Origin of the sequence: Streptomyces sp. NPDC044571 (assembly GCF_040647115.1) — a bacterium.
GTDB lineage: Bacteria > Actinomycetota > Actinomycetes > Streptomycetales > Streptomycetaceae > Streptomyces.
Window position 1 is genome coordinate 14,623 of record NZ_JBEZBN010000034.1, and the last position, 25,307, is coordinate 39,929.

23 protein-coding genes and 1 pseudogene are annotated in these 25,307 nt (G+C 69.3%); 21 read left to right on the forward strand and 3 right to left on the reverse strand.

Annotated elements, in window-relative coordinates:
- Positions 1–154: 154 nt before the first annotated feature.
- The gene (locus tag AB0B01_RS19335; protein ID WP_361720166.1) at positions 155–2,632 is read right to left on the reverse strand and encodes a YfhO family protein; all 2,478 of its coding nucleotides are present in this window, start codon (positions 2,630–2,632) and stop codon (positions 155–157) included.
- Between the two features lie 439 nt (positions 2,633–3,071).
- Here AB0B01_RS19335 and rpsL point away from each other — a divergent pair, with 439 nt between their 5' ends.
- The 4 genes from rpsL to tuf all read left to right on the forward strand — a co-directional run bounded on the left by rpsL (position 3,072) and on the right by tuf (position 7,429).
- A complete protein-coding gene (gene rpsL / locus AB0B01_RS19340; RefSeq protein WP_007265893.1) occupies positions 3,072–3,443 on the forward strand; it encodes a 30S ribosomal protein S12 in 372 nt (123 codons plus the stop codon).
- A gap of 2 nt (positions 3,444–3,445) precedes the next feature.
- A complete protein-coding gene (gene rpsG / locus AB0B01_RS19345; RefSeq protein WP_007265894.1) occupies positions 3,446–3,916 on the forward strand; it encodes a 30S ribosomal protein S7 in 471 nt (156 codons plus the stop codon).
- Between the two features lie 39 nt (positions 3,917–3,955).
- Entirely contained in the window at positions 3,956–6,085 is a 2,130-nt protein-coding gene (gene fusA / locus AB0B01_RS19350; protein WP_361720169.1) for an elongation factor G, read from the forward strand.
- Between the two features lie 150 nt (positions 6,086–6,235).
- Positions 6,236–7,429 carry an elongation factor Tu gene (tuf, locus tag AB0B01_RS19355; RefSeq protein ID WP_356851304.1) on the forward strand — a complete coding sequence of 398 codons (1,194 nt, stop codon included), beginning with the start codon at positions 6,236–6,238 and terminating at the stop codon, positions 7,427–7,429.
- 237 nt (positions 7,430–7,666) lie between these two features.
- Here the strand turns inward: tuf and rfbC are convergent, their stop codons facing one another.
- Positions 7,667–8,266 (reverse strand): dTDP-4-dehydrorhamnose 3,5-epimerase, encoded by a 600-nt coding sequence (rfbC, locus tag AB0B01_RS19360; protein WP_361720173.1) that lies wholly within the window; start codon positions 8,264–8,266, stop codon positions 7,667–7,669.
- Positions 8,263–9,138, reverse strand: coding sequence for a glucose-1-phosphate thymidylyltransferase RfbA (rfbA, locus tag AB0B01_RS19365; protein WP_361720176.1), 876 nt, complete (start codon positions 9,136–9,138; stop codon positions 8,263–8,265). Before rfbA ends, rfbC begins: the two co-directional genes overlap by 4 nt.
- A gap of 83 nt (positions 9,139–9,221) precedes the next feature.
- Here rfbA and rfbB point away from each other — a divergent pair, with 83 nt between their 5' ends.
- The 17 genes and pseudogenes from rfbB to rpsC all read left to right on the forward strand — a co-directional run bounded on the left by rfbB (position 9,222) and on the right by rpsC (position 25,307).
- Entirely contained in the window at positions 9,222–10,199 is a 978-nt protein-coding gene (rfbB, locus tag AB0B01_RS19370) for a dTDP-glucose 4,6-dehydratase (RefSeq protein ID WP_361720179.1), read from the forward strand.
- A gap of 47 nt (positions 10,200–10,246) precedes the next feature.
- A complete protein-coding gene (gene rfbD / locus AB0B01_RS19375; protein WP_361720283.1) occupies positions 10,247–11,116 on the forward strand; it encodes a dTDP-4-dehydrorhamnose reductase in 870 nt (289 codons plus the stop codon).
- The gene (locus tag AB0B01_RS19380; RefSeq protein WP_361720182.1) at positions 11,113–12,444 is read left to right on the forward strand and encodes a hypothetical protein; all 1,332 of its coding nucleotides are present in this window, start codon (positions 11,113–11,115) and stop codon (positions 12,442–12,444) included. Before rfbD ends, AB0B01_RS19380 begins: the two co-directional genes overlap by 4 nt.
- 68 nt (positions 12,445–12,512) lie before the next feature.
- Positions 12,513–13,199, forward strand: coding sequence for a glycosyltransferase family 2 protein (locus AB0B01_RS19385; protein ID WP_356851298.1), 687 nt, complete (start codon positions 12,513–12,515; stop codon positions 13,197–13,199).
- Complete coding sequence (locus AB0B01_RS19390) at positions 13,199–13,600, forward strand: DUF2304 domain-containing protein (protein WP_361720185.1); 402 nt, start codon at positions 13,199–13,201, stop codon at positions 13,598–13,600. Before AB0B01_RS19385 ends, AB0B01_RS19390 begins: the two co-directional genes overlap by 1 nt.
- 6 nt (positions 13,601–13,606) lie before the next feature.
- Entirely contained in the window at positions 13,607–14,512 is a 906-nt protein-coding gene (locus AB0B01_RS19395) for a glycosyltransferase family A protein (RefSeq protein WP_361720188.1), read from the forward strand.
- A gap of 70 nt (positions 14,513–14,582) precedes the next feature.
- Entirely contained in the window at positions 14,583–16,481 is a 1,899-nt protein-coding gene (locus AB0B01_RS19400) for a hypothetical protein (protein ID WP_361720191.1), read from the forward strand.
- Positions 16,482–16,621: 140 nt separating this feature from the next.
- On the forward strand, positions 16,622–19,276 hold the full coding sequence (locus AB0B01_RS19405; RefSeq protein ID WP_361720194.1) for an N-acetylmuramoyl-L-alanine amidase: 2,655 nt from the start codon (positions 16,622–16,624) through the stop codon (positions 19,274–19,276).
- Between the two features lie 66 nt (positions 19,277–19,342).
- Positions 19,343–20,467, forward strand: coding sequence for a hypothetical protein (locus tag AB0B01_RS19410; RefSeq protein ID WP_361720197.1), 1,125 nt, complete (start codon positions 19,343–19,345; stop codon positions 20,465–20,467).
- 492 nt (positions 20,468–20,959) lie between these two features.
- A complete protein-coding gene (rpsJ, locus tag AB0B01_RS19415) occupies positions 20,960–21,268 on the forward strand; it encodes a 30S ribosomal protein S10 (protein WP_003948644.1) in 309 nt (102 codons plus the stop codon).
- 14 nt (positions 21,269–21,282) lie between these two features.
- Complete coding sequence (rplC, locus tag AB0B01_RS19420) at positions 21,283–21,927, forward strand: 50S ribosomal protein L3 (RefSeq protein WP_007265899.1); 645 nt, start codon at positions 21,283–21,285, stop codon at positions 21,925–21,927.
- A 5-nt stretch (positions 21,928–21,932) separates the two neighbouring features.
- A complete protein-coding gene (gene rplD / locus AB0B01_RS19425; protein ID WP_361720200.1) occupies positions 21,933–22,583 on the forward strand; it encodes a 50S ribosomal protein L4 in 651 nt (216 codons plus the stop codon).
- Positions 22,584–22,603: 20 nt separating this feature from the next.
- Positions 22,604–22,906: pseudogene (rplW, locus tag AB0B01_RS19430) on the forward strand (50S ribosomal protein L23); the annotation flags it as partial.
- A gap of 40 nt (positions 22,907–22,946) precedes the next feature.
- The gene (rplB, locus tag AB0B01_RS19435; RefSeq protein WP_356851291.1) at positions 22,947–23,783 is read left to right on the forward strand and encodes a 50S ribosomal protein L2; all 837 of its coding nucleotides are present in this window, start codon (positions 22,947–22,949) and stop codon (positions 23,781–23,783) included.
- Between the two features lie 12 nt (positions 23,784–23,795).
- The gene (rpsS, locus tag AB0B01_RS19440; protein ID WP_166628878.1) at positions 23,796–24,077 is read left to right on the forward strand and encodes a 30S ribosomal protein S19; all 282 of its coding nucleotides are present in this window, start codon (positions 23,796–23,798) and stop codon (positions 24,075–24,077) included.
- Between the two features lie 43 nt (positions 24,078–24,120).
- Positions 24,121–24,468, forward strand: a complete 348-nt coding sequence (gene rplV, locus AB0B01_RS19445; protein ID WP_361720204.1) for a 50S ribosomal protein L22 — start codon at positions 24,121–24,123, stop codon at positions 24,466–24,468.
- Positions 24,468–25,307 carry a 30S ribosomal protein S3 gene (rpsC, locus tag AB0B01_RS19450; protein WP_114053739.1) on the forward strand — a complete coding sequence of 280 codons (840 nt, stop codon included), beginning with the start codon at positions 24,468–24,470 and terminating at the stop codon, positions 25,305–25,307. Before rplV ends, rpsC begins: the two co-directional genes overlap by 1 nt.

Sequence of the window (25,307 nt, forward strand, 5' to 3'; positions counted from 1 at the left end):
GGAAGCCCCCCGTCGCTCCGAGAGGAGCGGCGGGGGGCTTCTTCGTGTTACCCGGCCGGGGAGCCGCCCCCGGAGCCCTGGGCGGCCGTCAGCCGGCCCTGTGCCGGTCCTCAGCCGCCTGCGCGCCGGCTGGAGGACGGCTGCGAGCCGCCCGTCAGGCCCGGCGCCGGCGGCGGGCTCCGGCGACCGTGACCGAGGTGAGGGCCAGGAGGGCGAGGGTGGCGGCGGCCAGGCCGGGGGTGAGGCCCTTGGGGGTGAAGGTGCAGGAGAGCTTCGTGGTGCCCGGGGATACGGGGAGGGCGAGCAGGCCGTGGAAGGGGCGGATCGGGGCGGAGCACTGCCAGCCGGGGACGGCCGTCGTCGCGAGGACCGCGGTGCCCGTGGTGCCCTGCGGGAGGGTGGCCTCGATGGTGTGGCCGCCCACGTCGACCGCGGTCGCGCCGGTGCGGGTGAGGTGGGTGACCGCCGCGTCCAGCCTGCCGCGGTCCAGGCAGCCGACGGCGTGGTCCCCGGCCGTGGCGCCCTCGGTGCGGGTGTGCACCGTGACCGGGAGGGTGCCGTCCGCGGGGACCGGGCCGAGCTTCAGCACGCCGGTCATCCGGTCCTCCAGGCGGTGCTCGGCGCCGCCGGCGGTGAGGGTGCCGTAGAGGGCCGGGGAGAACCAGTACGCCTCCGAGCCGGGCGTGCAGCGGGCCGTGTAGGTCTGCTCGGTGGAACTGCCACCCCGGGTGACCGGCGGGACCTCGTAGACGGTGGCGCCGAGGACGTTCTCCTGGCGGGCGTAGACGCTGTCCGCCGGGTTGGGGGACGCGTACGCCCCGCTGCGGACCGTCACCAGCGGGGGCGCGGGGGAGCGGGTGGCCGTCCAGCCGCCCTCCGCGGCCCCGGGCCGGACGCGGGCGCCGATCGAGAAGATCGCGTCGAGCACCGGGTTGTCGGCGCCGAAGAAGGTCCGGCCGTCGTTCTTGAAGCCGTAGCCCAGCGGCTCCAGGGCCTGGTAGGTGACCTCCGGGAGGTAGCTGCTGTAGTACTGCGGGCCCTCCGCACGCAGCGCCAGGGCGTCGTTGTACGAGGTCTGCGGCGCGCCCGAGTCCGTCCGGTACGCGGGCCAGCCGTCCACCCCCCGGACGGCCTCCCCGTGCTCGTTGACGGAGCGGTTCGAGGTGGCGACCGGCTTCGCCCAGCGCTCCCGGGCCCGGCGGGCGTCCGCGTTCGCGGCCGCCACGGTGGACTCCGCGAAGACCGCGCCGACCATGAGGACGGCCGCCACGGGGATCAGGAAGCGGCGCTTGTCGCCGAGCGCGAGCAGGACCAGCGCGAGGAGGGAGACGCCCCCGCCGACGAGTACCGCCCGCCAGGTCCAGCCGCCGAAGTCGTCGGTGTGCCGGAGCAGGAACGTGGCCGCGACCAGCAGCCCCGCCGACGCCGCCAGGTGGAGCGGGCGCGGCCGGTTGGCCAGGGCCAGCCAGGCGGCCATCACCACCAGCCCGCTGAAGACGAAGGTCTCGCGGTACGGATTGCCGTTCGGGACGGCCAGGCCGTGCCACAGGTACTGGGTGGGCGGGAACTGGAACGACGCCGCCACCAGCACCACCGCCGCCGCCCACACCAGGCGGGTCCGGCGTGCGACGGCGGTGTTGAGGACGAACGATCCGGCGAGGACCAGGCCGAGCGAGGCCACGTACAGCCGCGGCCGGCCGCCCCACAGGTGGGTGGCCGGGAGCATCCCGGCCAGGAAGACCTCGATCCGCACCGGGTCGAAGGCCCCGGCCTCCGTCGGCTGGGCGGCACCGCTGGACAGGAACGACGGCAGGAGGAGCGGAAGGGTCAGCAGAATTCCGGTCGCCGCGGCGGTCGAGGCCCGCCAGACCGCCCGCAGCCGCTGCGCCCCCGTCATGTCGCGGGTGGCCAGCCGGATGCCGAGCAGTACGCAGGCCGCCATCGTGGCCATCATCGCGGTGTAGAAGTTGCCGAACCAGGCGAGCGCCACGAACAGCGCCACCCCGGGCCAGCGGCGCTCCTCCAGGCACCACTCGACGGCGATGCCGAGCAGCGGGAGCGCGACCAGGCCCCACAGCCACATCGGGATGTACGAGGCGTCGCTCAGGGCCCAGCCGCACAGGCCGTAGCAGGCGCCGAGCACCCCGCGCTGCCATCCCGGGCCGGGATGCAGCTTGCCGAGGTAGACGGTCATCAGGGCGGCGGCGGTGCCCATCGTCACCGGGGTGATCACGAAGACGGCGAGGTCGACGTGGGCGCGCGGGACGAGCACGGCCAGCCAGGAGAACGGGTTGCCGAGGTACGTGTGGTAGTCGGACAGGAACTGCTGGCCGAAGCCGCCGCGCCAGGTGAAGAGCAGGTCGCCGGCGGCCTGCCCGTGGACCAGGTCCCACAGCGCCCGGTGGAAGGGCACGTACTGGTTGGCCTGGTCGTTGATGGCCCGGCCGGTGTCACCGAAGGGGAAGGTGCCGCGCGCCACCCAGGCCGAGCAGAAGGCGGCCGAGGTGATCAGGAAGGCGAGCAGGGGGCCGTACGTGCGCCGGGTCCGGCGCGGGAGCCGCTGGAGGCGGCGGCGGGGCGACGGGTGGGCGGGGCTGTCCGCCGCCGTCGGCTCCGAGGTGACCGTCCCCAATGTCCTGCTCCCTGGTGATCGTGCGGTTCGTGCGGTTCGCGGCTGAATCGCTGACGCAGTTTAGTGGCCGGGGGTACGGCTGCCGGGGCTGCCGGAGCCGGGTGCCCCCGTTACCACGCCCCTCCCGTACGCGCGAGTCGGGACGGCCCGGGCGGGCGCTTGGCCAAGCGGCACATGACCGGCGGGAATGGGGGCCCGGTGGGGGCCGGGCTTTTGTTTTGACCGGAGTCCGTGCGATAGGTACGCTCAGACCTTGTGCCTGGGGTGTGCCTGGGCTCCCGTGCGTGTCCATCAACCGCAAGGCGAGCCGAATCAGCCACCGCGATCCATGCGTTTCCGTGCTTGCGCGGAGGTCCGCCGGATCCGACACACCCGACCGCGTGGGTCGGCAAAGTTCCAGGTTAGCTTCACTACACGGCACACAGAAACCGGAGAAGTAGTGCCTACGATCCAGCAGCTGGTCCGTAAGGGCCGGCAGGACAAGGTCGAGAAGACGAAGACGCCCGCGCTTGAGGCTTCGCCCCAGCGCCGCGGCGTCTGCACGCGTGTGTTCACGACCACCCCGAAGAAGCCGAACTCGGCGCTCCGCAAGGTCGCGCGTGTGCGTCTGACCTCCGGCATCGAGGTCACCGCTTACATTCCGGGTGAGGGACACAACCTGCAGGAGCACTCGATCGTGCTCGTGCGTGGTGGCCGTGTGAAGGACCTGCCGGGTGTTCGTTACAAGATCATCCGCGGTGCGCTTGACACCCAGGCTGTCAAGAACCGCAAGCAGGCCCGCAGCCGCTACGGCGCCAAGAAGGAGAAGTAAGAATGCCTCGTAAGGGCCCCGCCCCGAAGCGCCCGGTCATCATCGACCCGGTCTACGCATCTCCTCTGGTGACCTCGCTCATCAACAAGATCCTGCTGAACGGCAAGCGCTCCACCGCCGAGCGCATCGTCTACGGCGCCATGGAAGGCCTCCGCGAGAAGACCGGCAACGACCCGGTCATCACGCTGAAGCGCGCGCTGGAGAACGTCAAGCCGTCGCTTGAGGTCAAGTCCCGCCGTGTCGGTGGCGCGACCTACCAGGTCCCGGTCGAGGTCAAGCCCGGCCGTCAGTCCACCCTCGCGCTGCGCTGGCTGGTCGGTTACTCCCGCGCCCGTCGCGAGAAGACCATGACCGAGCGCCTCATGAACGAGCTCCTCGACGCCTCGAACGGCCTCGGTGCGGCCGTCAAGAAGCGTGAGGACACGCACAAGATGGCCGAGTCCAACAAGGCCTTCGCGCACTACCGCTGGTAGTCCCACCCCACATCGAGACCGAGAGAAGACTGAAGCCTTATGGCTACCACTTCGCTTGACCTGGCCAAGGTCCGCAACATTGGGATCATGGCCCACATCGACGCGGGCAAGACGACCACCACCGAGCGCATCCTGTTCTACACCGGTGTCTCGTACAAGATCGGTGAAGTCCACGACGGCGCTGCCACGATGGACTGGATGGAGCAGGAGCAGGAGCGCGGCATCACCATCACGTCCGCCGCGACGACCTGCCACTGGCCGCTGGAGGACGTCGACCACACCATCAACATCATCGACACCCCGGGCCACGTGGACTTCACGGTCGAGGTGGAGCGTTCGCTCCGCGTCCTCGACGGTGCCGTCACCGTGTTCGACGGTGTCGCCGGTGTGGAGCCGCAGTCGGAGACGGTGTGGCGTCAGGCCGACCGTTACGGCGTGCCGCGGATCTGCTTCGTCAACAAGCTGGACCGCACCGGTGCCGAGTTCCACCGCTGCGTCGACATGATCGAGGAGCGCCTGGGCGCTGTTCCGATCGTCATGCAGCTGCCGATCGGCGCCGAGGCCGACTTCCAGGGTGTCGTCGACCTCGTCACCATGAAGGCGTTCGTCTGGTCCGCCGAGGCGACCAAGGGCGAGATGTACGACATCGTCGACATCCCGGCCACGCACACCGAGGCCGCTGAAGAGTGGCGCGGCAAGCTGGTCGAGACCGTCGCCGAGAACGACGACGAGATCATGGAGCTCTTCCTGAACGGCGAGGAGCCGTCCGTGGAGCAGCTGCACGCCGCCGTCCGTCGCATCATCATCGCGTCCGGCAAGTCGAAGGGCACCACGGTCACCGCGGTGTTCTGTGGCACCGCGTTCAAGAACAAGGGTGTTCAGCCCCTGCTCGACGCCGTGGTCCGCTACCTGCCGTCGCCGCTGGACGTCGAGGCCATCGAGGGCCACGACGTCAAGGACGCGGAGCTGGTCGTCAAGCGCAAGCCGTCCGACGACGAGCCCCTCGCGGCGCTGGCGTTCAAGATCATGAGCGACCCGCACCTCGGCAAGCTCACCTTCGTCCGGGTTTACTCGGGCCGCCTGGAGTCCGGCACTGCCGTGACGAACTCCGTCAAGGGCAAGAAGGAGCGCATCGGCAAGATCTACCGCATGCACGCGAACAAGCGTGAGGAGATCGACTCGGTGGGCGCCGGCGACATCGTCGCCGTCATGGGCCTGAAGCAGACCACCACCGGTGAGACGCTGTGCGACGAGAAGGACCAGGTCATCCTGGAGTCCATGGACTTCCCGGCCCCGGTCATCCAGGTCGCCATCGAGCCCAAGTCCAAGGGTGACCAGGAGAAGCTGGGTGTCGCCATCCAGCGTCTCGCGGAGGAGGACCCCTCCTTCCAGGTTCACTCGGACGAGGAGACCGGCCAGACCATCATCGGTGGTATGGGCGAGCTGCACCTTGAGGTGCTGGTCGACCGTATGCGCCGTGAGTTCAAGGTCGAGGCCAACGTCGGCAAGCCGCAGGTCGCGTACCGCGAGACGATCCGCAAGGCCGTCGAGCGTCACGACTACACCCACAAGAAGCAGACCGGTGGTACCGGTCAGTTCGCCAAGGTGCAGATCGCGATCGAGCCGATCACGGACTCCGAGGGCCCTGCCTACGAGTTCGTGAACAAGGTCACCGGTGGCCGCATCCCGAAGGAGTACATCCCTTCGGTCGACGCGGGCGCGCAGGAGGCCATGCAGTTCGGCATCCTCGCCGGCTACGAGATGACCGGCGTCCGCGTCATCCTTCTCGACGGTGGCTACCACGAGGTCGACTCCTCCGAGCTCGCGTTCAAGATCGCCGGTTCGCAGGCCTTCAAGGAGGCCGCGCGCAAGGCTTCTCCCGTGCTCCTTGAGCCGATGATGGCCGTTGAGGTCACCACGCCCGAGGACTACATGGGCGATGTCATCGGCGACATCAACTCTCGCCGTGGCCAGATCCAGGCCATGGAGGAGCGCAGCGGCGCTCGCGTCGTGAAGGGCCTCGTGCCGCTTTCGGAGATGTTCGGCTACGTCGGAGACCTCCGCAGCAAGACCTCGGGTCGCGCCAGCTACTCGATGCAGTTCGACTCCTACGCCGAGGTTCCCAGGAACGTCGCCGAGGAGATCATCGCGAAGGCCAAGGGCGAGTAACTCTTCCGAGTTCACGCTTTAGGCTAATCACCGGAACCTCCGGGGCCTCAGGAGAAAATCTCTTGTTGCCCCGGTGGGGACGGCAATCCAGCAAAGATCACCTGGCGCCGATGAGTAAGGCGTACAGAACCACTCTCCAGGAGGACCCCCGTGGCGAAGGCGAAGTTCGAGCGGACTAAGCCGCACGTCAACATCGGCACCATCGGTCACATTGACCACGGTAAGACGACCCTCACGGCCGCCATTACCAAGGTGCTGCACGACGCGTACCCGGACCTGAACGAGGCCTCGGCCTTCGACCAGATCGACAAGGCTCCTGAGGAGCGCCAGCGCGGTATCACCATCTCCATCGCGCACGTCGAGTACCAGACCGAGGCGCGTCACTACGCCCACGTCGACTGCCCGGGTCACGCGGACTACATCAAGAACATGATCACCGGTGCCGCGCAGATGGACGGCGCCATCCTCGTGGTCGCCGCCACCGACGGCCCGATGCCGCAGACCAAGGAGCACGTGCTCCTGGCCCGCCAGGTCGGCGTTCCGTACATCGTCGTCGCCCTGAACAAGGCCGACATGGTGGACGACGAGGAGATCCTGGAGCTCGTCGAGCTCGAGGTCCGTGAGCTGCTCTCCGAGTACGAGTTCCCGGGCGACGACCTGCCGGTCGTCCGCGTCTCCGCGCTGAAGGCCCTTGAGGGCGACAAGGAGTGGGGCGAGAAGCTCCTCGGCCTCATGAAGGCCGTGGACGAGTCCATCCCCACCCCGCCGCGTGACACCGAGAAGCCGTTCCTCATGCCCGTCGAGGACGTCTTCACGATCACCGGTCGCGGTACGGTCGTCACCGGCCGTATCGAGCGTGGTGTCCTGAAGGTCAACGAGACCGTCGACATCATCGGTATCAAGGAAGAGAAGACCACCACCACGGTCACCGGTATCGAGATGTTCCGCAAGCTGCTCGACGAGGGCCAGGCCGGTGAGAACGTCGGTCTGCTCCTCCGTGGCATCAAGCGCGAGGACGTCGAGCGCGGCCAGGTCATCATCAAGCCCGGTTCGGTCACGCCGCACACCGAGTTCGAGGCCCAGGCCTACATCCTGTCGAAGGACGAGGGTGGCCGTCACACCCCGTTCTTCAACAACTACCGCCCGCAGTTCTACTTCCGTACCACGGACGTGACCGGCGTCGTGACCCTCCCGCAGGGCACCGAGATGGTCATGCCGGGCGACAACACCGAGATGTCGGTCGCGCTGATCCAGCCGGTCGCCATGGAGGAGGGCCTGAAGTTCGCCATCCGTGAGGGTGGTCGTACGGTCGGCGCCGGCCAGGTCACCAAGATCACGAAGTAATTCGTGTTCTGACCTGGTAGCTCGCGCGAGCGGGCACCATGTTTGACGGAAGGGCCCCTTCCCCGTCGCTCACGCGAGGGGGAAGGGGCCCTTTTCCTTGCGCCGTTGCCCGTGGGGTACTGCGACCGGGTACTCCGTCCGGGTACTCCTCCGTCCGGGTGCTCCGGGCTCACGCCGTACGACGAAGGGCCGCACCCCGGTCGGGTGCGGCCCTTCGTCGTACGGGGGCGGTGGAGCTCAGTCCACGCGCAGCGACTCCGTGAACTCCCGGCAGACGGCGTAGTCGGGCAGCAGGCCCGTGGCGACGGCCTGCGCGAGCGAGGGGGCGGCCTCGTCGCGGGCGGAGAGCAGCGGGGTGTCGGCCGGCCATTCGATGCCCAGCTCGGGATCGAGCGGGTGAACCGAGTGCTCGGCGGTCGGGTTGTACGTCTCCGAGCAGAGGTACGACAGCGTGGCGTCGTCGCTCAGGGCGCAGAACCCGTGGCCGAGGCCCTCGGAGAGGTAGACCGCGCGGCGGTCCACGTCGTCCAGGCGGACGCCCTCCCAGCGGCCGAAGGTCGGCGAGCCGACCCGCAGGTCCACGATGACGTCGAGGACGGCGCCGCGGACGCAGGTGACGTACTTGGCCTGGCCGCGCGGCACGTCGGCGAAGTGGATGCCGCGGACCACACCGCGCGAGGAGACCGAGAGGTTCGCCTGCGCCAGGTTCAGCGGGTGCCCGACGACCTCGGACAGCTTGTCGAAGCGGTACCACTCGGTGAACAGGCCGCGCGGGTCGCCGTGCAGCTGGGGGGTGATCTCGTAGGCGCCGGCCATCGAGAGCTCGCGGAACTTCATCGGGCTGCCTCCTCGTTGAGCAGGCCCAGCAGGTAGTCGCCGTAACCGCTCTTGAGCAGCGGCTCGGCCAGTGCGCGCAGCTGCGCGGAGTCGATCAGGCCGGCGCGCCAGGCGGCTTCCTCGATGCAGCCGATCTTGAAGCCCTGGCGTTCCTCGATGACCCGGACGAACTCCGAGGCCTGGACCATGGAGACGAACGTCCCGGTGTCCAGCCAGGCGGTACCGCGGTCGAGGATGGTGACATTCAACTCACCGGCCTGGAGGTACGCGTCGTTGACCGCGGTGATCTCCAGTTCGCCGCGGGCGCTGGGCTTGAGGCCGCGGGCGATCTCGACGACGCGGTTGTCGTAGAAGTACAGACCCGGCACGGCGTAGCGGGACTTGGGCTTGGCCGGCTTCTCCTCGATGGAGATGGCCTGGCCGTTCTCGTCGAACTCGACCACGCCGTACGCCGTCGGGTCGGCCACCGGGTACGCGAAGACCCGGCCGCCCTTGGAGTCGGTGTGCTCGGCGAGGCGGGTGCCGAGGCCGCTGCCGTGGAAGATGTTGTCGCCGAGGATCAGGGCCACGGACTCGTCGCCGATGAAGTCGGCGCCGAGCACGAAGGCCTGGGCGATGCCCTCGGGGCGCTCCTGGACCGCGTATTCCAGCCGGATGCCGAACTGGGAGCCGTCGCCGAGCAGACGCTCGAACTGGGCCCGGTCCTCCGGCGTGGTGATGACGAGAATCTCGCTGATTCCTGCCATGACCAGGGTGGAAAGCGGGTAATAGATCATCGGCTTGTCGAAGACGGGGAGCAGCTGCTTCGAGACTGCCCGGGTCAGCGGCCAGAGTCGGGATCCGGTGCCGCCGGCCAAGAGAATTCCACGCATGCCCACAACCCTATGCGAGAGCATCCGGAGTGCCGAGGTCCGGGCCCGGGGGGTGGTGCGCCAGCCGCTAGACTCTTCGTATTATGCGCATCCTCGTGACCGGCGGCGCCGGCTTCATCGGTTCTGAATTTGTCCGCCAGCAGCTCGGTGCGGATGCATCGGCCCAGATCACGGTCTTCGACAAGCTGACCTACTCCGGCGTCGAAGCCAACCTGGCGCCGGTCGCGGACCACCCCGGCTACCGCTTCGTCAAGGGCGACATCTGCGACGCCGAGGCCGTCGACCAGGTGATGCCCGGTCACGACGTCGTGGTGCACTTCGCCGCCGAGTCCCACGTGGACCGCTCGATCGCCGGTGCGGGCCCCTTCGTGATGACCAACGTCGTCGGTACGCAGGTCCTGCTGGACGCGGCCCGCAAGCACGGCGTCGGCCGCTTCGTGCACATCTCCACCGACGAGGTGTACGGCTCGATCAACGAGGGCTCCTGGACCGAGGAGTGGCCGCTGGTCCCCAACTCCCCGTACTCCGCCTCCAAGGCCTCCTCCGACCTGCTCGCGCTGGCCTACGCCCGGACGCACGGCATGGACGTCGTGGTCACGCGCTGCTCGAACAACTACGGGCACTACCAGTTCCCGGAGAAGGTCATCCCGCTGTTCGTCTCGAACCTGATGGACGGCAAGAAGGTCCCGCTGTACGGCAACGGCGGCAACGTCCGCGACTGGCTGCACGTCTCCGACCACTGCCGCGGCATCGACCTGGCCATGCGCAAGGGCCGCGCCGGCGAGGTCTACAACATCGGCGGCGGCACCGAGCTCACCAACAAGGAACTGACCGGCGTGCTCCTGGAGGCCGCCGGCCTGGGCTGGGACATGGTCGAGCACGTCGAGGACCGCAAGGGCCACGACCTGCGCTACTCCATCGACATCAGCAAGATCGGCGCAGAGCTCGGGTACGCCCCGCAGGTCACCTTCGAGGACGGCATCAAGGCCACCATCGACTGGTACCGCGAGAACCGCGCCTGGTGGGAGCCGCTGAAGGCGAAGGCGGCCCTGCAGAAGTGAGGACCAACTCGTTGGCCGGGCGCTGGCTCGTCACCGGCGCCGCCGGGATGCTCGGCCAGGACGTCCTGACCGTCCTGAAGCGCGCCCGGATCGACGCCGTGGGTCTGCGCCGCGACGACCTCGACATCACCGACGCGGCCGCGGTCCGCGCGGCGGTCGAGGGTGTCACCGTGGTCGTGAACTGCGCCGCCTGGACCGACGTGGACGGCGCCGAGACGGCCGAGGACGCCGCAACCGCCGTCAACGGCACGGGCGTACGCGTCCTCGCCGAGGCCTGCGCCGCCGCCCACGTGCGCCTGCTGCACGTCTCCACCGACTACGTGCTCCCCGGCGACGCCACGGAGCCGTACCGCGAGGACGCCGAGACCGGCCCGGTCAACGCCTACGGGCGCTCCAAGCTGGTCGGCGAGCAGGCCGTCGCCGAGCTGCTGCCGCAGGACGGCTACATCGTCCGGACCGCCTGGCTGTACGGCGAGCACGGGCCGAACTTCGTCGCCACCATGCTGAAGCTGGCCGCCCAGCGCGACACCCTCGACGTGGTCGACGACCAGCACGGCCAGCCCACCTGGTCCTACGCGCTGGCCCGCCACCTGGTCGAACTGGGCCTGGCCGCGCTGAAGGGCTGGGCCATGGGCGGGGTCTACCACGGCACCGCGAGCGGCCGGACCACCTGGATGGGACTGGCCCGCGAGACCTACCGGCTGAGCGGACTGGACCCGGAGCGGATCCGGCCCACCACCTCCGAGGCCTTCGTCCGCCCGGCCGTCCGTCCCGCCTTCAGCGTGCTCGCGCACGACCAGTGGGCCGAGGCAGGCCTCGCCCCGCTCGCCGACTGGCAGGAGCAGCTGGCCGAGGCGCTCGCCACCCCCGGCTTCGCGGCACTCGCGAAAGCGGCCCGGGACGGCCGAGCGGGATGAAGGCCCTGCTGAACAAGCTGAGCGCGGCACTGCCGCCGGGCACCGTCGCGGTGGCCGGCGGCACCGTCGTGCTCGGTGCCGCCTCGTACGTCCACCTGGGCGTGGCCGGACACAGCCTGTCCAGCGACGACATGGCGAACGTGTCGGTGCTGTGGACGATCGTCATGTCCGTCGGCATCGGCGTCTTCTTCCCCATCGAGCAGGAGCTCACCCGGATCGTCGCCGCGCGCGCGGTGCTCGGCCACGGGGCCGCCCCCGTACTGCGCCGCGCCACCCTGCTGACCGCGGGGATGCTCGGCGCCACGCTGCTGGTCCTCGGGCTCGGCGCGGCCCCGATCGCGGACCTGCTGTTCCGCGGGGACCGGGGCCTGGTGGCCGCGCTCGGCGGTGCCTTCACCGGCATGGCGGTCTGCTACCTGACCCGGGGGGTGCTGGCCGGCCTCGGCCGGTTCGGTGCGTACGGCGTCCAGCTCGCCGTCGACGGCGGCCTGCGGATCGTCCTCGCGTTCGGCTGCGCCCTCCTCGGACTGCACTCCGCGCTCGCCTTCAGCCTGGTCCTGGCGGTCGCGCCCGTGGTCGCGATGCTGGTGACCCTGCCGGTGCTGCTGCGCGCCGCCGGTCCCGGCGAGGACATCGCCTGGCGGGAACTGGTGGGCGGGCTGGGCCTGTTGATCTGCTCGACCCTGCTCTCCCAGGTGGTCGTCAACGCCGCCGTGATGAGCACCAAGCTGCTGGCGCCCACGGACAGCGCGCTGATCGGCGCGCTGCTGAACGCGCTGGTCCTGGCCCGCGTACCGCTGTTCGTCTTCGGTTCGCTCCAGGCCTCGCTGCTGGGCGGGCTCACCGCGGCCTACACGGCGGGGGACCGGGCGGCGTTCTCGGCGATGCTGCGCCGGATCGCCGTGGTGGTCCTGCTGCTCGGCCTGGCCGGCGGAGTGCCCGCCACCGCCCTCGGGCCGTGGCTGATCGAGGTGCTGTTCGACGCCCGTCCCGTCCTGGGCTGCCTCGACTTCTTCCTGTTGTCCGCCGGCACCGTGGCGTACATGTTCGCGATGGTGCTCGGACAGGCGCTGATGGTATTCAAGCGGCACAACCTGCAGTTGCTCTGCTGGGCCGTCGGCGCCGCCGTCCTGGTCGCCGTCACCTTCGCCCCCGGTGACGTCGCCCTGAGGGTCATCCTGGCCTACGCCCTCGGCTCCCTGGCCACCGTGCTCGGTATGCTGACCGTGCTGAGGCTGGGGTTCCCCGGAGCGGCCCCGGGCACCGCCGAGGGCCCCGGGCGCGAGGTCGCCGCAAGCCCGCTGGGCGCCGGAACGGTCGGGGAGTGACCGTGTCCGCCTACGACGTCCCATCGATCACCGAGCACTCGCACGTGCCACATTCCGCTGGAGCTACCGTGTCCCAATACGACGATGTCTGGCTGGTCATACCGGCCTATAACGAGGGCCAGGTGATCGCCGGTGTGGTCGAGGGAGCACGCGAGACCTTCCCGAACATAGTCGTCGTCGACGACGGCAGCTCCGACGACTCGGCCGAGCACATCGCGACCACGGGCGCCCACCTGGTGCGCCACCCGGTCAACCTCGGCCAGGGCGCCGCCCTGCAGACCGGTCTCAAGTACGCGCTCGCCCAGCCCGGTGCCCGCTACTTCGCGACCTTCGACGCCGACGGCCAGCACCAGACGGCCGACGTGGAGAAGATGGTCGAGCTGCTGCGCGGCGGGGAGGTCGACGTGGTGCTCGGCTCCCGCTTCATCGAGCAGAACGGCCAGGTGCCGTGGATCAAGCGGGTCGTGCTGCGCACGGCGGCTGCCGTCAGCCCGACCGCCCGCAAGCTCAAGCTCACCGACGCCCACAACGGGCTGCGGGTACTCAGCCGCAAGGCGGCCGAGCAGCTGAACATCACCATGAACGGCATGGCGCACGCGTCCGAGATCGTCGGCTTCCTCGCAGGCTCCGGCCTGCGCGTCGCCGAGGTGCCGGTGGACATCCTGTACACCGAGTACTCGCGGGCCAAGGGCCAGTCCCTGATCAACGGCGTCAACATCATCTTCGACATCACTATGCGGGAGCGTGGCCGCTGATGAAGTACTTCTGGATTCAGCTGCTGCTCATCGCGGGCTCGGTGTCGATGGCCCTCGTCTTCATACGCACGTGGGGCCAGGCCAAGAACCGCGCCTGGAAGCGCATCGCGTTCTCGGTGTTCGTCGTGGTCAACGTCTACGCCGTGCTCCGCCCCACCGACGTGACCTGGGTCGCCCACCAGCTCGGTGTCGGCCGCGGCACCGACCTCGTGCTGTACGTCATGGTGCTGGCGATGGGCTTCCTGACCCTCAACACCTTCCTGCGCTTCCGCTCGTTGGAGAAGAAGCTCACCGACCTGGCCCGGACGGTGGCGCTCAGCGAGGGCGCCCGGCACAACGACGAGCGCCTCGGCTCCAAGCCGGGCGCGGCGAGCCCCGACTCCGACTCCGTGAAGGCCTGACGCCCCGTGGTGACCTTCGACTTCATGCTCCCCTACTACGGGGACGTGCAGCTGATGCAGGACGCCGTCCGCAGCGTCCTGGCCCAGACCGACCCGGACTTCCGCCTCGTCGTGATCGACGACGGCAAGGAGCCGGACGTGCCCGGCTGGTTCGAGGCGCTCGGCGACGAGCGGGTCCACTACACCCGCAACGAGCAGAACCTCGGCATCACGAAGAATTTCCAGAAGTGTGTACGGCTCTCCGAGGCCGACTACGTCGTGATCATGGGCTGCGACGACCTGCTGCACCCGCACTACCTGGAGACGGTCCGCGCGCTCATCAAGGCGAACCCGGGCATCGGTATGGTCCAGCCCGGCGTCGAGGTGATCGACGGCGACGGCAAGGTGGCCTACGGGCTGGCCGACCAGACCAAGCGGCGGCTGTACGCCCCGCAGGTCAATGGCCGGCGCCTGATGGGCGGCGAGGAGCTCGCCGCCAGCGTGCTGCGCGGCAACTGGCTGTACTTCCCCTCGATCGCCTGGCGCGGCGAAGCCCTGCGCGGGGTCAACTTCCGCGACGAGTACTCGGTCATCCAGGACCTGGCCCTGGTCGTCGATCTGCTCGAACTCGGCGAGCAGATGCTGATCGACGAGTCGACCACCGTCTTCCAGTACCGCCGGCACGCCGTCAGCGAGTCCTCCGTGCAGGCGTTCTCCGGCACCCGCTTCACCGAGGCCGAGCGGTACTTCAACGCCGTCGCCGACCGCATGGACGCGCGGGGCTGGAAGAAGGCCGCCCGCGCGGCCCGGTTCCACAGCGGCTCCCGCTTCCACGCGCTCACCATGCTGCCCGGCGCGCTGCGCCGCGGACAGCGTGACGGCGTTCGCACGCTCGCCCGGCACGCCTTCACCGCCGGTCAGCGAGCCGACTGACCGGGCGTTCCCCGCACCCAGAGGCCGCCGGCCCCGACCCGCGGTCACCTCGCGACGGAATTGGACTGAGATGACACACCTGGCCCCCGGGGTCGTCGGAGAACCCGGCACGGCACAGAGCCGGACCGGTACCGGTGCCGCGGACGGCAAGCCCGTCTCGTCCCCGGCACCGGCCCGCCGCCCGTGGACGTCCCGGCGCCGGGTGCTCGCCCTCGCCGAGGCCGTCGTCAGCATCACGGCGGCCCTCGGCTACGTGCTGCTCAGCCGGCACGTCAGCGTGAACCCGATCGTCCGCCTCGGCCAGGTCAGCGGCCTCGCCAAGCTCCAGCTGTACGTCGCGCTCATCGGCCTGCCGCTGCTCGGACTGCTCCTGTACACCGCCCACCGGGGCGCCGCCCGGCGCCACCAGCTGGTCAAGCGCCTCGTCTGCGCCGCCCTCGCGGGCCTGGCCACCGGCGTCATCGCGGGCGGTGTCGTCGTCGCCCTGCGCGGCACGCCCCACCCGCTCGGCGGACAGGAGGGCGACCCGGGTGTCCTGATCGACATGGCCAACTCGTTCCTGCACCACGAGGGGATGTCGGGCATCTACCCGCCCGCCTTCCCGGCCCTGATGGCCCTCTGGGCGAAGGTCCGCTACAACGGCCGCGGCGAGACCGGCTTCGCCCTGCACGACCTCCAGATCTTCTTCACCGCCGTGGCCGGCCCGATGGCCTACCTGGCCTGGCGGATACTGCTGCGGCCCTTCTGGGCGCTGCTGCTCGCGGTCCCGGCCGCGGTGGTCTTCCTCGACCCGATCCGTCCGTACAGCCACATCGTCATGATCGTGCTGCTGCCGCTGCTCGGATACTGGCTGCGCGAGATGCGCCGGGCCGGCCGGCGCACCACGCGGCACCTGCTCGTGCGCGGCACCGGCCTCGGCCTGATCTTCGGCGCGCTGTTCCTCTGGTACTCCGGCTGGTACATCTGGGCCGCGCCCGGCGCGGTCCTGGCCGCCCTGTTCTTCTTCCCGTGGCGCCAGGGCGCCGCGGCGGCCAAGCGGGCCGGCCTGTACATAGTGGTCACTCTGGCGTCGACGGTCGTCGTCGGCGCCCCGCTGCTGTACCAGATGGTCCGGCTGGGCGCGGAGAACCCCGACCGCTACGCCTTCCTCGCCGTCTACGCGGACCCCACGTACGTCCTCGGCTGGGTCTCGGACCGGTCCGGGACCCTGACCTACCAGACCTGGCCGGCCGCCGGCGAGCTGGCGGGCCAGAGCGGGTTCGCCCTGCTGCTGCTCCTCGGGGTGGGCCTCGGCCTGGGCCTCGGCCTGCGCAACGTCATGGTCCGCACCGCGGCGGCCGTCCTCGCCGGCGCCTGGCTCGCCCGCTTCTGGTTCGCCGGGCGCATGGCCCACGACAAGGCCATCCAGCTCTACCCGCGCACCACGTGGATCATCATGTACTGCCTGATGATCCTCGCCGTGCTCGGCGTCATGGCCGCCGTCAACCGGGGCTCCGGGTGGATCGAGCGCACGCTGCGCCCGGCCGGGGCGGGGCCGGGGGACGGTCGCGCCCCGGTCGTTCCGCGGCGGGTGGTCCGCCAGCTCGCCGCCGGCATGGTGTGCGTGGTCGCCCTGTTCGCGACCATGGGCGCGTCCTGGTCCGTCAACCGCTACATGCCCTCGGCCGACGTCGACTCCATGGGCATCGACGCGTACCGCGCCCACACCATCAAGCAGCGGGACGGCAGCTGCCCGCGCTTCTCGCCCGTCAAGGACTGCAAGGACATCGAGAAGGACGACTGGAAGCCCGGTCCCATCCAGGACTACATCTGGTGCGCCGGCATCGTGGCCGACGACTGGCCCGCCGTCTGCGGGATGAAGGCGCCCAAGCGCGTGCGGTCGCGGGCGGACATCGAGCGGGACGCCCAGGCCGAGAGGGACGCCCGGAAGGCGGCGGCCGAGGCGGAGAAGGCCGCCGACAAGAAATAGGGACCACCCACTCCGGTAGCCCGGGGTGGCCCCCCGCCCGCACCCGCTGTCACACCTCACCAGTAGCATCCGCCCCGAGAGTCGTGTCCTATGGCGCACCAGCCATAAGGGGTGGGGGAAACAAGGTGAGACTGAGTCGTGTGCGCGGTACCGCTCTGGCGGCCGCGCTCGGTGCCGCAGCGGTACTGGGCATTCAGGGAATGGCCGGGGGAGCCGAACTGGATCCCCCGGGCGGCAAGGGGCCGGCGGCGGCCGCGTACGGCGCCGACGCCAAGGAGACCGGGCCGGTCGAGGGAGAGGTGCACAAGCTCGCCCTCCAGCCCAAGGGCGCCGGCGAGGCCGTGCTCTCCCAGCGCGGCACCCAGCCCTTCGGCATGCTGGGCGTGTCCTGGACGGACCCCGCGGCCGAGGTGAAGGGCACCATCGAGGCCCGTGCCCGCGACGCGAAGACCGGCAAGTGGTCGCGCTGGATCGCCCTCGACCCGGTGAAGGCCGGGCTGGACGGCGTACGCCCCGGCGCGCACGGCTCCACGGAGCCCGTCTGGGTCGGTGCCTCCGACGGTGCCGAGGTACGGATCAGCGGCGGGGGCGCACTGCCCGCCGGGCTGGAGCTGAACCTGGTGGACCCGGGCGGCTCCGGCAGCCCGGCGAAGAAGAGCGGCGCCCAGAAGAGCGGCGCCCAGAAGAGCAGCGCCCAGAAGAGCGGCGCCGAGAGCGGGGCCCTGAACGCCGGCCCGGCCGCCTTCGCCGCCACCACGGCGGACCCCGGACCGGCCTCCACGGCGCCGCAGCCCAGCGTGGTCTCGCGCCTCGCGTGGGGCGCCGACGAATCGCTGAACGACGAGGGCCCGATCTACCTGCCGGGCGCCAAGGTCAAGGCGGTCTTCGTCCACCACACCGCCGACGCCCAGCCGTACGACTGCTCGCAGTCCGCGGCGATCGTCCGGGGTATCCACGTCTACCACGTGAAGACCAACGGCTGGCGCGACCTCGGCTACAACTTCCTCGTCGACAAGTGCGGCACGATCTTCGAGGGGCGGCAGGGCGGTATCGACCAGCCCGTCCTCGGCGCGCACACCTACGGCTGGAACTCCGAGTCCGCGGGTATCGCCGTCCTCGGTGACTACAACGCCGCGGGCGCCTCGGCCGCCGCTCAGGACGCCATTTCCAGGATCGCGGCCTACAAGCTCGGCCAGTACGACGGCGACATGAACGGCACGACCACCCTGACCGCGGGCGACACGCAGAAGAACTACTTCGGCACCGATTTCGTCAAGGGCCAGACGTACACGTTCAAGACGCTGTCGGGCCACCGGGACGGCTTCAACACCGAGTGCCCGGGCAACTCGCTCTACGGCCAGCTCGACGCGATCCGCACCTCCGGCCCCGCGGCGCAGCTGAACCTGACCACGGTCAACGGGGTGCCGGTCCAGCCGGGCGTCGACGCCAAGTCCGACGGCGTCCTGTCCGTCGGCTGGTCGACCGCCACGGCGAGCGCCCGCATCGGCTCCTTCGAGCTACTGGTCGACGGAGTCTCGGCCGCGACGGCCCCCGGCACGGCCCGGACGGCGATCACGACCCTGACCAACGGCACCCACCAGGTCCAGGTCAAGGCCACCGCGGTCAACGGCAAGACCTCCATCAGCCTGCCCGTCAAGGTCGTCGCCGAGGTGAAGACCGCCAAGTTCACCCCGGTCACCCCGAAGCGTCTGATGGACACGCGCACGGGCCTCGGTGTCCCGCAGGCGAAGGTCGGTGCGGGTGGCGTGGTGACGCTGCCGGTGGCCGGTATGAACGGGATCCCGGCGGCGGACGTGACGGCCGTGGTGCTGAACGTGACGGCGACGAACCCGACGGAGCCCAGCTTCGTGTCGGTGTACCCGAGCGGTACGACCCGTACGAGCGCGTCGAACCTGAACTTCACCCCGGGCCAGACGATCCCGAACCTGGTGGTCGTCCCCGTCGTGGACGGGAAGGTGAGCTTCTTCAACAACCAGGGCACCGTGGATCTGATCGCGGACATCACGGGCTACTTCACCTCGGCCGGGGACGGTGCGACGCACACGAACATCGGTCCGAAGCGTCTGATGGACACGCGTGCGGGCCTCGGTGTGCCGCAGGCGAAGGTCGGTGCGGGCGGTGTGGTGACGCTGTCGGTGGCCGGTACGAACGGTATCCCGGCGACGGGTGTGACGGCCGTGGTGCTGAACGTGACGGCGACGAACCCGACGGAGCCGAGCTTCGTGTCGGTGTACCCGAGCGGTACGACCCGTACGAGCGCGTCGAACCTGAACTTCACCCCCGGCCTGACCATCCCGAACCTGGTCGTGGTCCCGGTGGTGGACGGGAAGGTGAGCTTCTTCAACAACCAGGGCACCGTCGATCTGATCGCGGACATCACGGGCTACTTCACCTCGGCCGGGGACGGTGCGACGCACACGAACATCGGTCCGAAGCGTCTGATGGACACGCGTGCGGGCCTCGGTGTGCCGCAGGCGAAGGTCGGTGCGGGCGGTGTGGTGACGCTGTCGGTGGCCGGTACGAACGGTATCCCGGCGACGGGTGTGACGGCCGTGGTGCTGAACGTGACGGCGACGAACCCGACGGAGCCGAGCTTCGTGTCGGTGTACCCGAGCGGTACGACCCGTACGAGCGCCTCGAACCTGAACTTCACCCCGGGCCAGACGATCCCGAACCTGGTGGTCGTCCCCGTCGTGGACGGGAAGGTCAGCTTCTTCAACAACCAGGGCACCGTGGACCTGATCGCGGACATCACGGGTTACTTCAGCAAGTGAACTGAGCAGTGACGCGGGGCCCCCAGGACCAGGTCCTGGGGGCCCCGGACATTTCAGGGGTGGGACATGGGAACGAACGACGACGACATACCGGCCGTCTCCGACCAGGAGTGGGCCCGGTTCATGGAGCAGGCCGCGGCGGGCCCGGGCCAGGCTCCCCAGGAGCCGTCCGCCCGGGCGCGCATGGTCACCGCGCGGCTGCGCGCCGAGGCCGCCGAGCCGCCCGGCTGGCGCACCGGTCCGGCCTGGCAGGAGAGGGAAGGGCGGGGGAGGGGCAAGCGGCGGCTCAAGGCCGCGGCGGCCGTCGTCTTCATCGCCGCCCTCGCGCTGATCACCCTCCGACCGGAGCTGGTCATCGACCGCGTCACCGGCAAGGCCGCGCAGAACGACGAGGTCCGCGAGCCGCTGGCGGCCGAGACCGCCCGGCCCACCGCCGCGCCCTCCACGCTGCCCCCGGACCAGCCCACGCTCAAGGAGCCCTTCAAGGGTTCTCCGGCCCTGCAGTGGGCCGACGGGGCGGCCGGGATCGAGGTGCCGGAGGCCGAGGCCGTCGGCGGCATGAGCAAGGAGCGGGTCGCCGACGCGCTGGAGAACGCCAAACAGTTCCTGGTCGCGGCCAACCTGGATCCGGCGACCCTGCGCGGGGAGCGGCCCGCGGCGGCACTGGCGCTGCTCGACCCGAAGCTGGGGGACGAACTGGGCCGCCTGGAGCAGTCGCTGGCGGCACCGACGAAGGAGAACGACCCGCTGAACCTGTTCACCCGCATCAAGCCGACCGAGCTCAAGTCCGTCGGCGACGTGGTCAAGGTCCGCGGCCGGATGTGGGTGGAGCCCGGCAAGGAGGCCGGCCAGGCCAACGTGCTGACCGACTACACCTTCGTCTACCCGTTCGTGAAGGCGAAGCCGGGCGCCGAGCAGGTGGAGCGCACGATCGTGCGTCGCGAGATCACCTTCTCGGTCGCGGACCCGGGCAAGTGGCAGGCCACCGCCGGCAAGCTCTGGCTGGAGAAGGTCGGCGTCAACCTCGCCAACAGCGGGTGCGACATCTACGACGGGTTCCTGCACCCCGTCTTCGACGAGGACACGCCGACCGGGCCCACGCCCTCGGGGACGCCCGTGGACCCGTACGACCGGAGCAGGAGCACGGGGACCGGCGGTCAGGAAGGCTGCGGGACCCTCTCCCGATCCTGAGCGGGGCAGCTGCACGGCCGGGCCCGGGCATCCCATGGGAGGCCCGGGCCGTGGGTTCGCGTGGCGCGGTTTGACCACTCACCGCAGGGGGGTATTCTCTTCGGCCCGATTGGCGCAGTACGTGTCTTGTATGGCAGACTACTCAAGTTGCTCGGCTGAGTGCCGATGCTGCGCGCCTCCCGCCGGGAGGACCGGAAGCGAGTCCCACAGTACTCGTCGCCTTTATCTGCCTTTCGGGGCAGCAATGGGGCGGACGTACGGGAATCTTCTGGGAAGCGACAGCACGGTGCCTGCCAGGCGCTCGGTGGGTGTTTCTCCCCCGAACCGCGGTCCTGGGACCGCACCCCCTTGGACGAGGGAATTTCCGTATGGGAATTTTCTGAGAGGGAGTGCGACACGCCCGACCGCGTGGGTCGGAGAGGAGCGGTGGATCCGTCCACAGCCGGCCGGGAGCCAGAGCGTTTCCACAACAGACAGGACTACGGAGTAGCCATGGCGGGACAGAAGATCCGCATCCGGCTCAAGGCCTACGACCACGAGGTCATCGACTCCTCGGCGAAGAAGATCGTCGAGACGGTGACCCGCACTGGTGCGTCGGTCGCAGGCCCGGTGCCGCTGCCCACTGAGAAGAACGTGTACTGCGTCATCAAGTCGCCGCACAAGTACAAGGACTCGCGCGAGCACTTCGAGATGCGCACGCACAAGCGCCTGATCGACATCCTCGACCCGACGCCCAAGACCGTTGACTCGCTGATGCGCCTGGACCTTCCGGCCGGCGTTGACATCGAGATCAAGCTCTGAGAGGCGTCGAGAAGATGGCAAAGCAGATCAAGGGCGTCCTGGGCGAGAAGCTCGGCATGACCCAGGTCTGGGACGAGAACAACCGTGTCGTCCCGGTGACCGTCGTCAAGGCCGGGCCCTGCGTCGTTACCCAGGTCCGTACGAACGACATCGACGGCTACGAGTCGGTCCAGATCGCCTTCGGCGAGATCGACCCGCGCAAGGTGAACAAGCCCCTCAAGGGCCACTTCGCCAAGGCCGACGTGACCCCGCGCCGCCACCTGGTGGAGCTCCGCACCTCCGACGCCAGCGAGTACACGCTCGGCCAGGAGATCACTGCTGAGGTGTTCGAGTCCGGCGTCAAGGTTGACGTCACGGGCAACAGCAAGGGCAAGGGCTTCGCCGGTGTCATGAAGCGGCACAACTTCCGGGGCCTCGGCGCCGGTCACGGTGTGCAGCGCAAGCACCGCTCCCCCGGTTCGATCGGTGGCTGCGCCACCCCTGGGCGTGTCTTCAAGGGCATGCGCATGGCTGGTCGTATGGGCAACGAGCGCGTCACCACCCAGAACCTGACCATCCACGCGGTAGACGCGGAGAAGGGTCTGCTCCTCATCAAGGGCGCAGTCCCCGGTCCGAACGGCGGCCTCGTCCTGGTCCGTACCGCGGCCAAGGGGGCTTGAGGTTAATGAGCACCATTGACATCCTTTCGCCGGCAGGCGACAAGGCCGGTACCGTCGAGCTCCCCGCGGAGATCTTCGACGCGAAGACCAGCGTTCCGCTGATCCACCAGGTCGTCGTCGCCCAGCTGGCTGCTGCCCGTCAGGGCACGCACAAGACCAAGACCCGTGGCGAAGTCCGTGGTGGTGGCCGCAAGCCGTACCGCCAGAAGGGCACCGGCCGCGCCCGTCAGGGTTCGACCCGCGCTCCGCAGTTCGCCGGCGGTGGCGTCGTCCACGGCCCGCAGCCGCGTGACTACTCGCAGCGGACCCCCAAGAAGATGAAGGCTGCCGCCCTCCGCGGTGCCCTCTCGGACCGTGCGCGTCACTCCCGCATCCACGTCGTCACCGGCGTGGTCGAGGGTGCCGTCTCCACGAAGGCCGCCAAGACGCTGTTCGGCAAGATCACGGAGCGCAAGAACCTGCTCCTGGTCGTCGAGCGCGCCGACGAGGCCGCGTGGCTGTCCGCCCGCAACCTGCCCCAGGTTCACATCCTGGAGCCGGGCCAGCTGAACACGTACGACGTGATCGTCTCTGACGACGTGGTCTTCACCCAGGCCGCGCTGGAGTCCTTCGTGTCTGGCCCCAAGGCCGACGAGACCGAAGGGAGCGACGCCTGATGTCTGAGGCGACCGTTACCAGCAAGACCTTCACTGACCCGCGCGACCTGCTGATCAAGCCGGTTGTCTCGGAGAAGAGCTACGCGCTGCTGGACGAGAACAAGTACACGTTCATCGTCGCGCCCGGCGCCAACAAGACCCAGATCAAGCAGGCCGTCGAGGCGGTCTTCTCGGTCAAGGTCACCGGGGTCAACACGATCAACCGTCAGGGTAAGCGCAAGCGCACCAAGACCGGTTTCGGCAAGCGTGCTGACACCAAGCGCGCCATCGTGACCCTCGCTGAGGGCGACCGTATCGACATCTTCGGCGGCCAGGCCTCCTAACGGAGTCCTGAGTCGTCCGGAATCGGACGAGGACTGAGAAATGGGTATCCGCAAGTACAAGCCGACGACCCCGGGCCGTCGTGGCTCCAGCGTCGCCGACTTTGTCGAGATCACGCGGTCCACGCCGGAGAAGTCGCTGGTTCGCCCGCTGCACAGCAAGGGCGGCCGTAACAACACCGGTCGGATCACTGTTCGCCACCAGGGTGGTGGACACAAGCGCGCCTACCGCGTGATCGACTTCCGTCGTCACGACAAGGACGGCGTGCCGGCCAAGGTCGCGCACATCGAGTACGACCCCAACCGCACCGCGCGCATCGCGCTCCTGCACTACGCGGACGGCGAGAAGCGCTACATCATCGCTCCCCGCGGTCTGAACCAGGGCGACCGGATTGAGAACGGCCCCACGGCCGACATCAAGCCCGGCAACAACTTGGCGCTCCGCAACATCCCGGTCGGTACCACGATCCACGCGATCGAGCTCCGTCCCGGTGGTGGCGCCAAGTTCGCCCGTTCCGCGGGTGCCTCCGTGCAGCTGCTGGCGAAGGAGGGCACCATGGCCCACCTCCGCATGCCGTCCGGCGAGATCCGTCTCGTCGACGCGCGCTGCCGCGCCACGGTCGGCGAGGTCGGCAACGCCGAGCAGTCGAACATCAACTGGGGCAAGGCCGGCCGTATGCGCTGGAAGGGCGTTCGCCCGTCCGTCCGCGGTGTCGCGATGAACCCGGTTGACCACCCGCACGGTGGTGGTGAGGGCAAGACCAGTGGTGGTCGCCACCCGGTCTCCCCGTGGGGTCAGAAGGAGGGTCGTACTCGTTCGCCGAAGAAGGCTTCGAACAAGTACATCGTCCGCCGCCGCAAGACGAACAAGAAGCGCTAGGAGCGGGTTTAGATGCCGCGCAGTCTCAAGAAGGGACCCTTCGTCGACGACCACCTCATCAAGAAGGTGGACGCTCAGAACGAAGCTGGTACCAAGAACGTCATCAAGACCTGGTCCCGTCGCTCGATGATCATCCCGGCGATGCTGGGTCACACCATCGCGGTGCACAACGGCAAGACGCACGTCCCGGTGTTCGTCACCGAGTCGATGGTCGGCCACAAGCTCGGCGAGTTCTCGCCGACTCGCACCTTCCGCGGCCACGTCAAGGACGACCGGAAGTCGAAGCGCCGCTAAAGGCGGGGTGGTTACGACTATGACTTACACCGAAGGGACAACCATGGAAGCCAGGGCCCAGGCGCGGTACATCCGCGTCACGCCCATGAAGGCCCGCCGCGTGGTGGACCTTATCCGTGGCATGGATGCCACGGAGGCTCAGGCGGTCCTGCGTTTCGCCCCGCAGGCCGCGAGCGTGCCGGTCGGCAAGGTGCTGGACAGCGCCATTGCCAACGCCGCACACAACTACAACCACTCGGACGCCTCTTCGCTGTTCATCAGCGAGGCGTTCGTGGACGAGGGCCCGACCCTGAAGCGGTTCCGTCCGCGTGCCCAGGGCCGTGCCTACCGGATCCGCAAGCGGACCAGCCACATCACCGTGGTCGTCAGCAGCAAGGAAGGTTCCCGGTAATGGGCCAGAAGGTAAACCCGCACGGGTTCCGGCTCGGCATCACCACCGACTTCAAGTCGCGTTGGTACGCCGACAAGCTGTACAAGGACTACGTCAAGGAAGACGTCGCCATCCGTCGGATGATGACGTCCGGCATGGAGCGCGCCGGCATCTCGAAGGTTGAGATCGAGCGCACCCGTGACCGCGTGCGTGTGGACATCCACACCGCTCGTCCGGGCATCGTCATCGGCCGCCGTGGCGCCGAGGCCGACCGCATCCGCGGCGACCTTGAGAAGCTCACGGGCAAGCAGGTCCAGCTGAACATCCTCGAGGTCAAGAACCCCGAGCTCGACGCTCAGCTGGTTGCCCAGGCCGTTGCCGAGCAGCTCTCCTCCCGCGTCTCCTTCCGTCGTGCCATGCGCAAGAGCATGCAGGGCACCATGAAGGCCGGCGCCAAGGGCATCAAGATCCAGTGCGGCGGCCGTCTCGGCGGCGCCGAGATGTCCCGCTCCGAGTTCTACCGCGAGGGTCGTGTGCCGCTGCACACGCTGCGCGCGAACGTGGACTACGGCTTCTTCGAGGCCAAGACCACCTTCGGCCGTATCGGCGTGAAGGTCTGGATCTACAAGGGCGACGTCAAGAACATCGCCGAGGTTCGCGCCGAGAACGCTGCGGCCCGCGCGGGTAACCGCCCGGCCCGTGGTGCCGGCGCTGGCGACCGTCCCGCCGGCCGTGGTGGCCGTGGTGGCGAGCGCGGCGGCCGTGGTGGCCGCAAGCCGCAGCAGGCTGCTGCTGCCGAGGCCCCCAAGGCCGAGGCCGCTGCCGCCGCTCCGGCTGAGAGCACCGGAACGGAGGCCTGA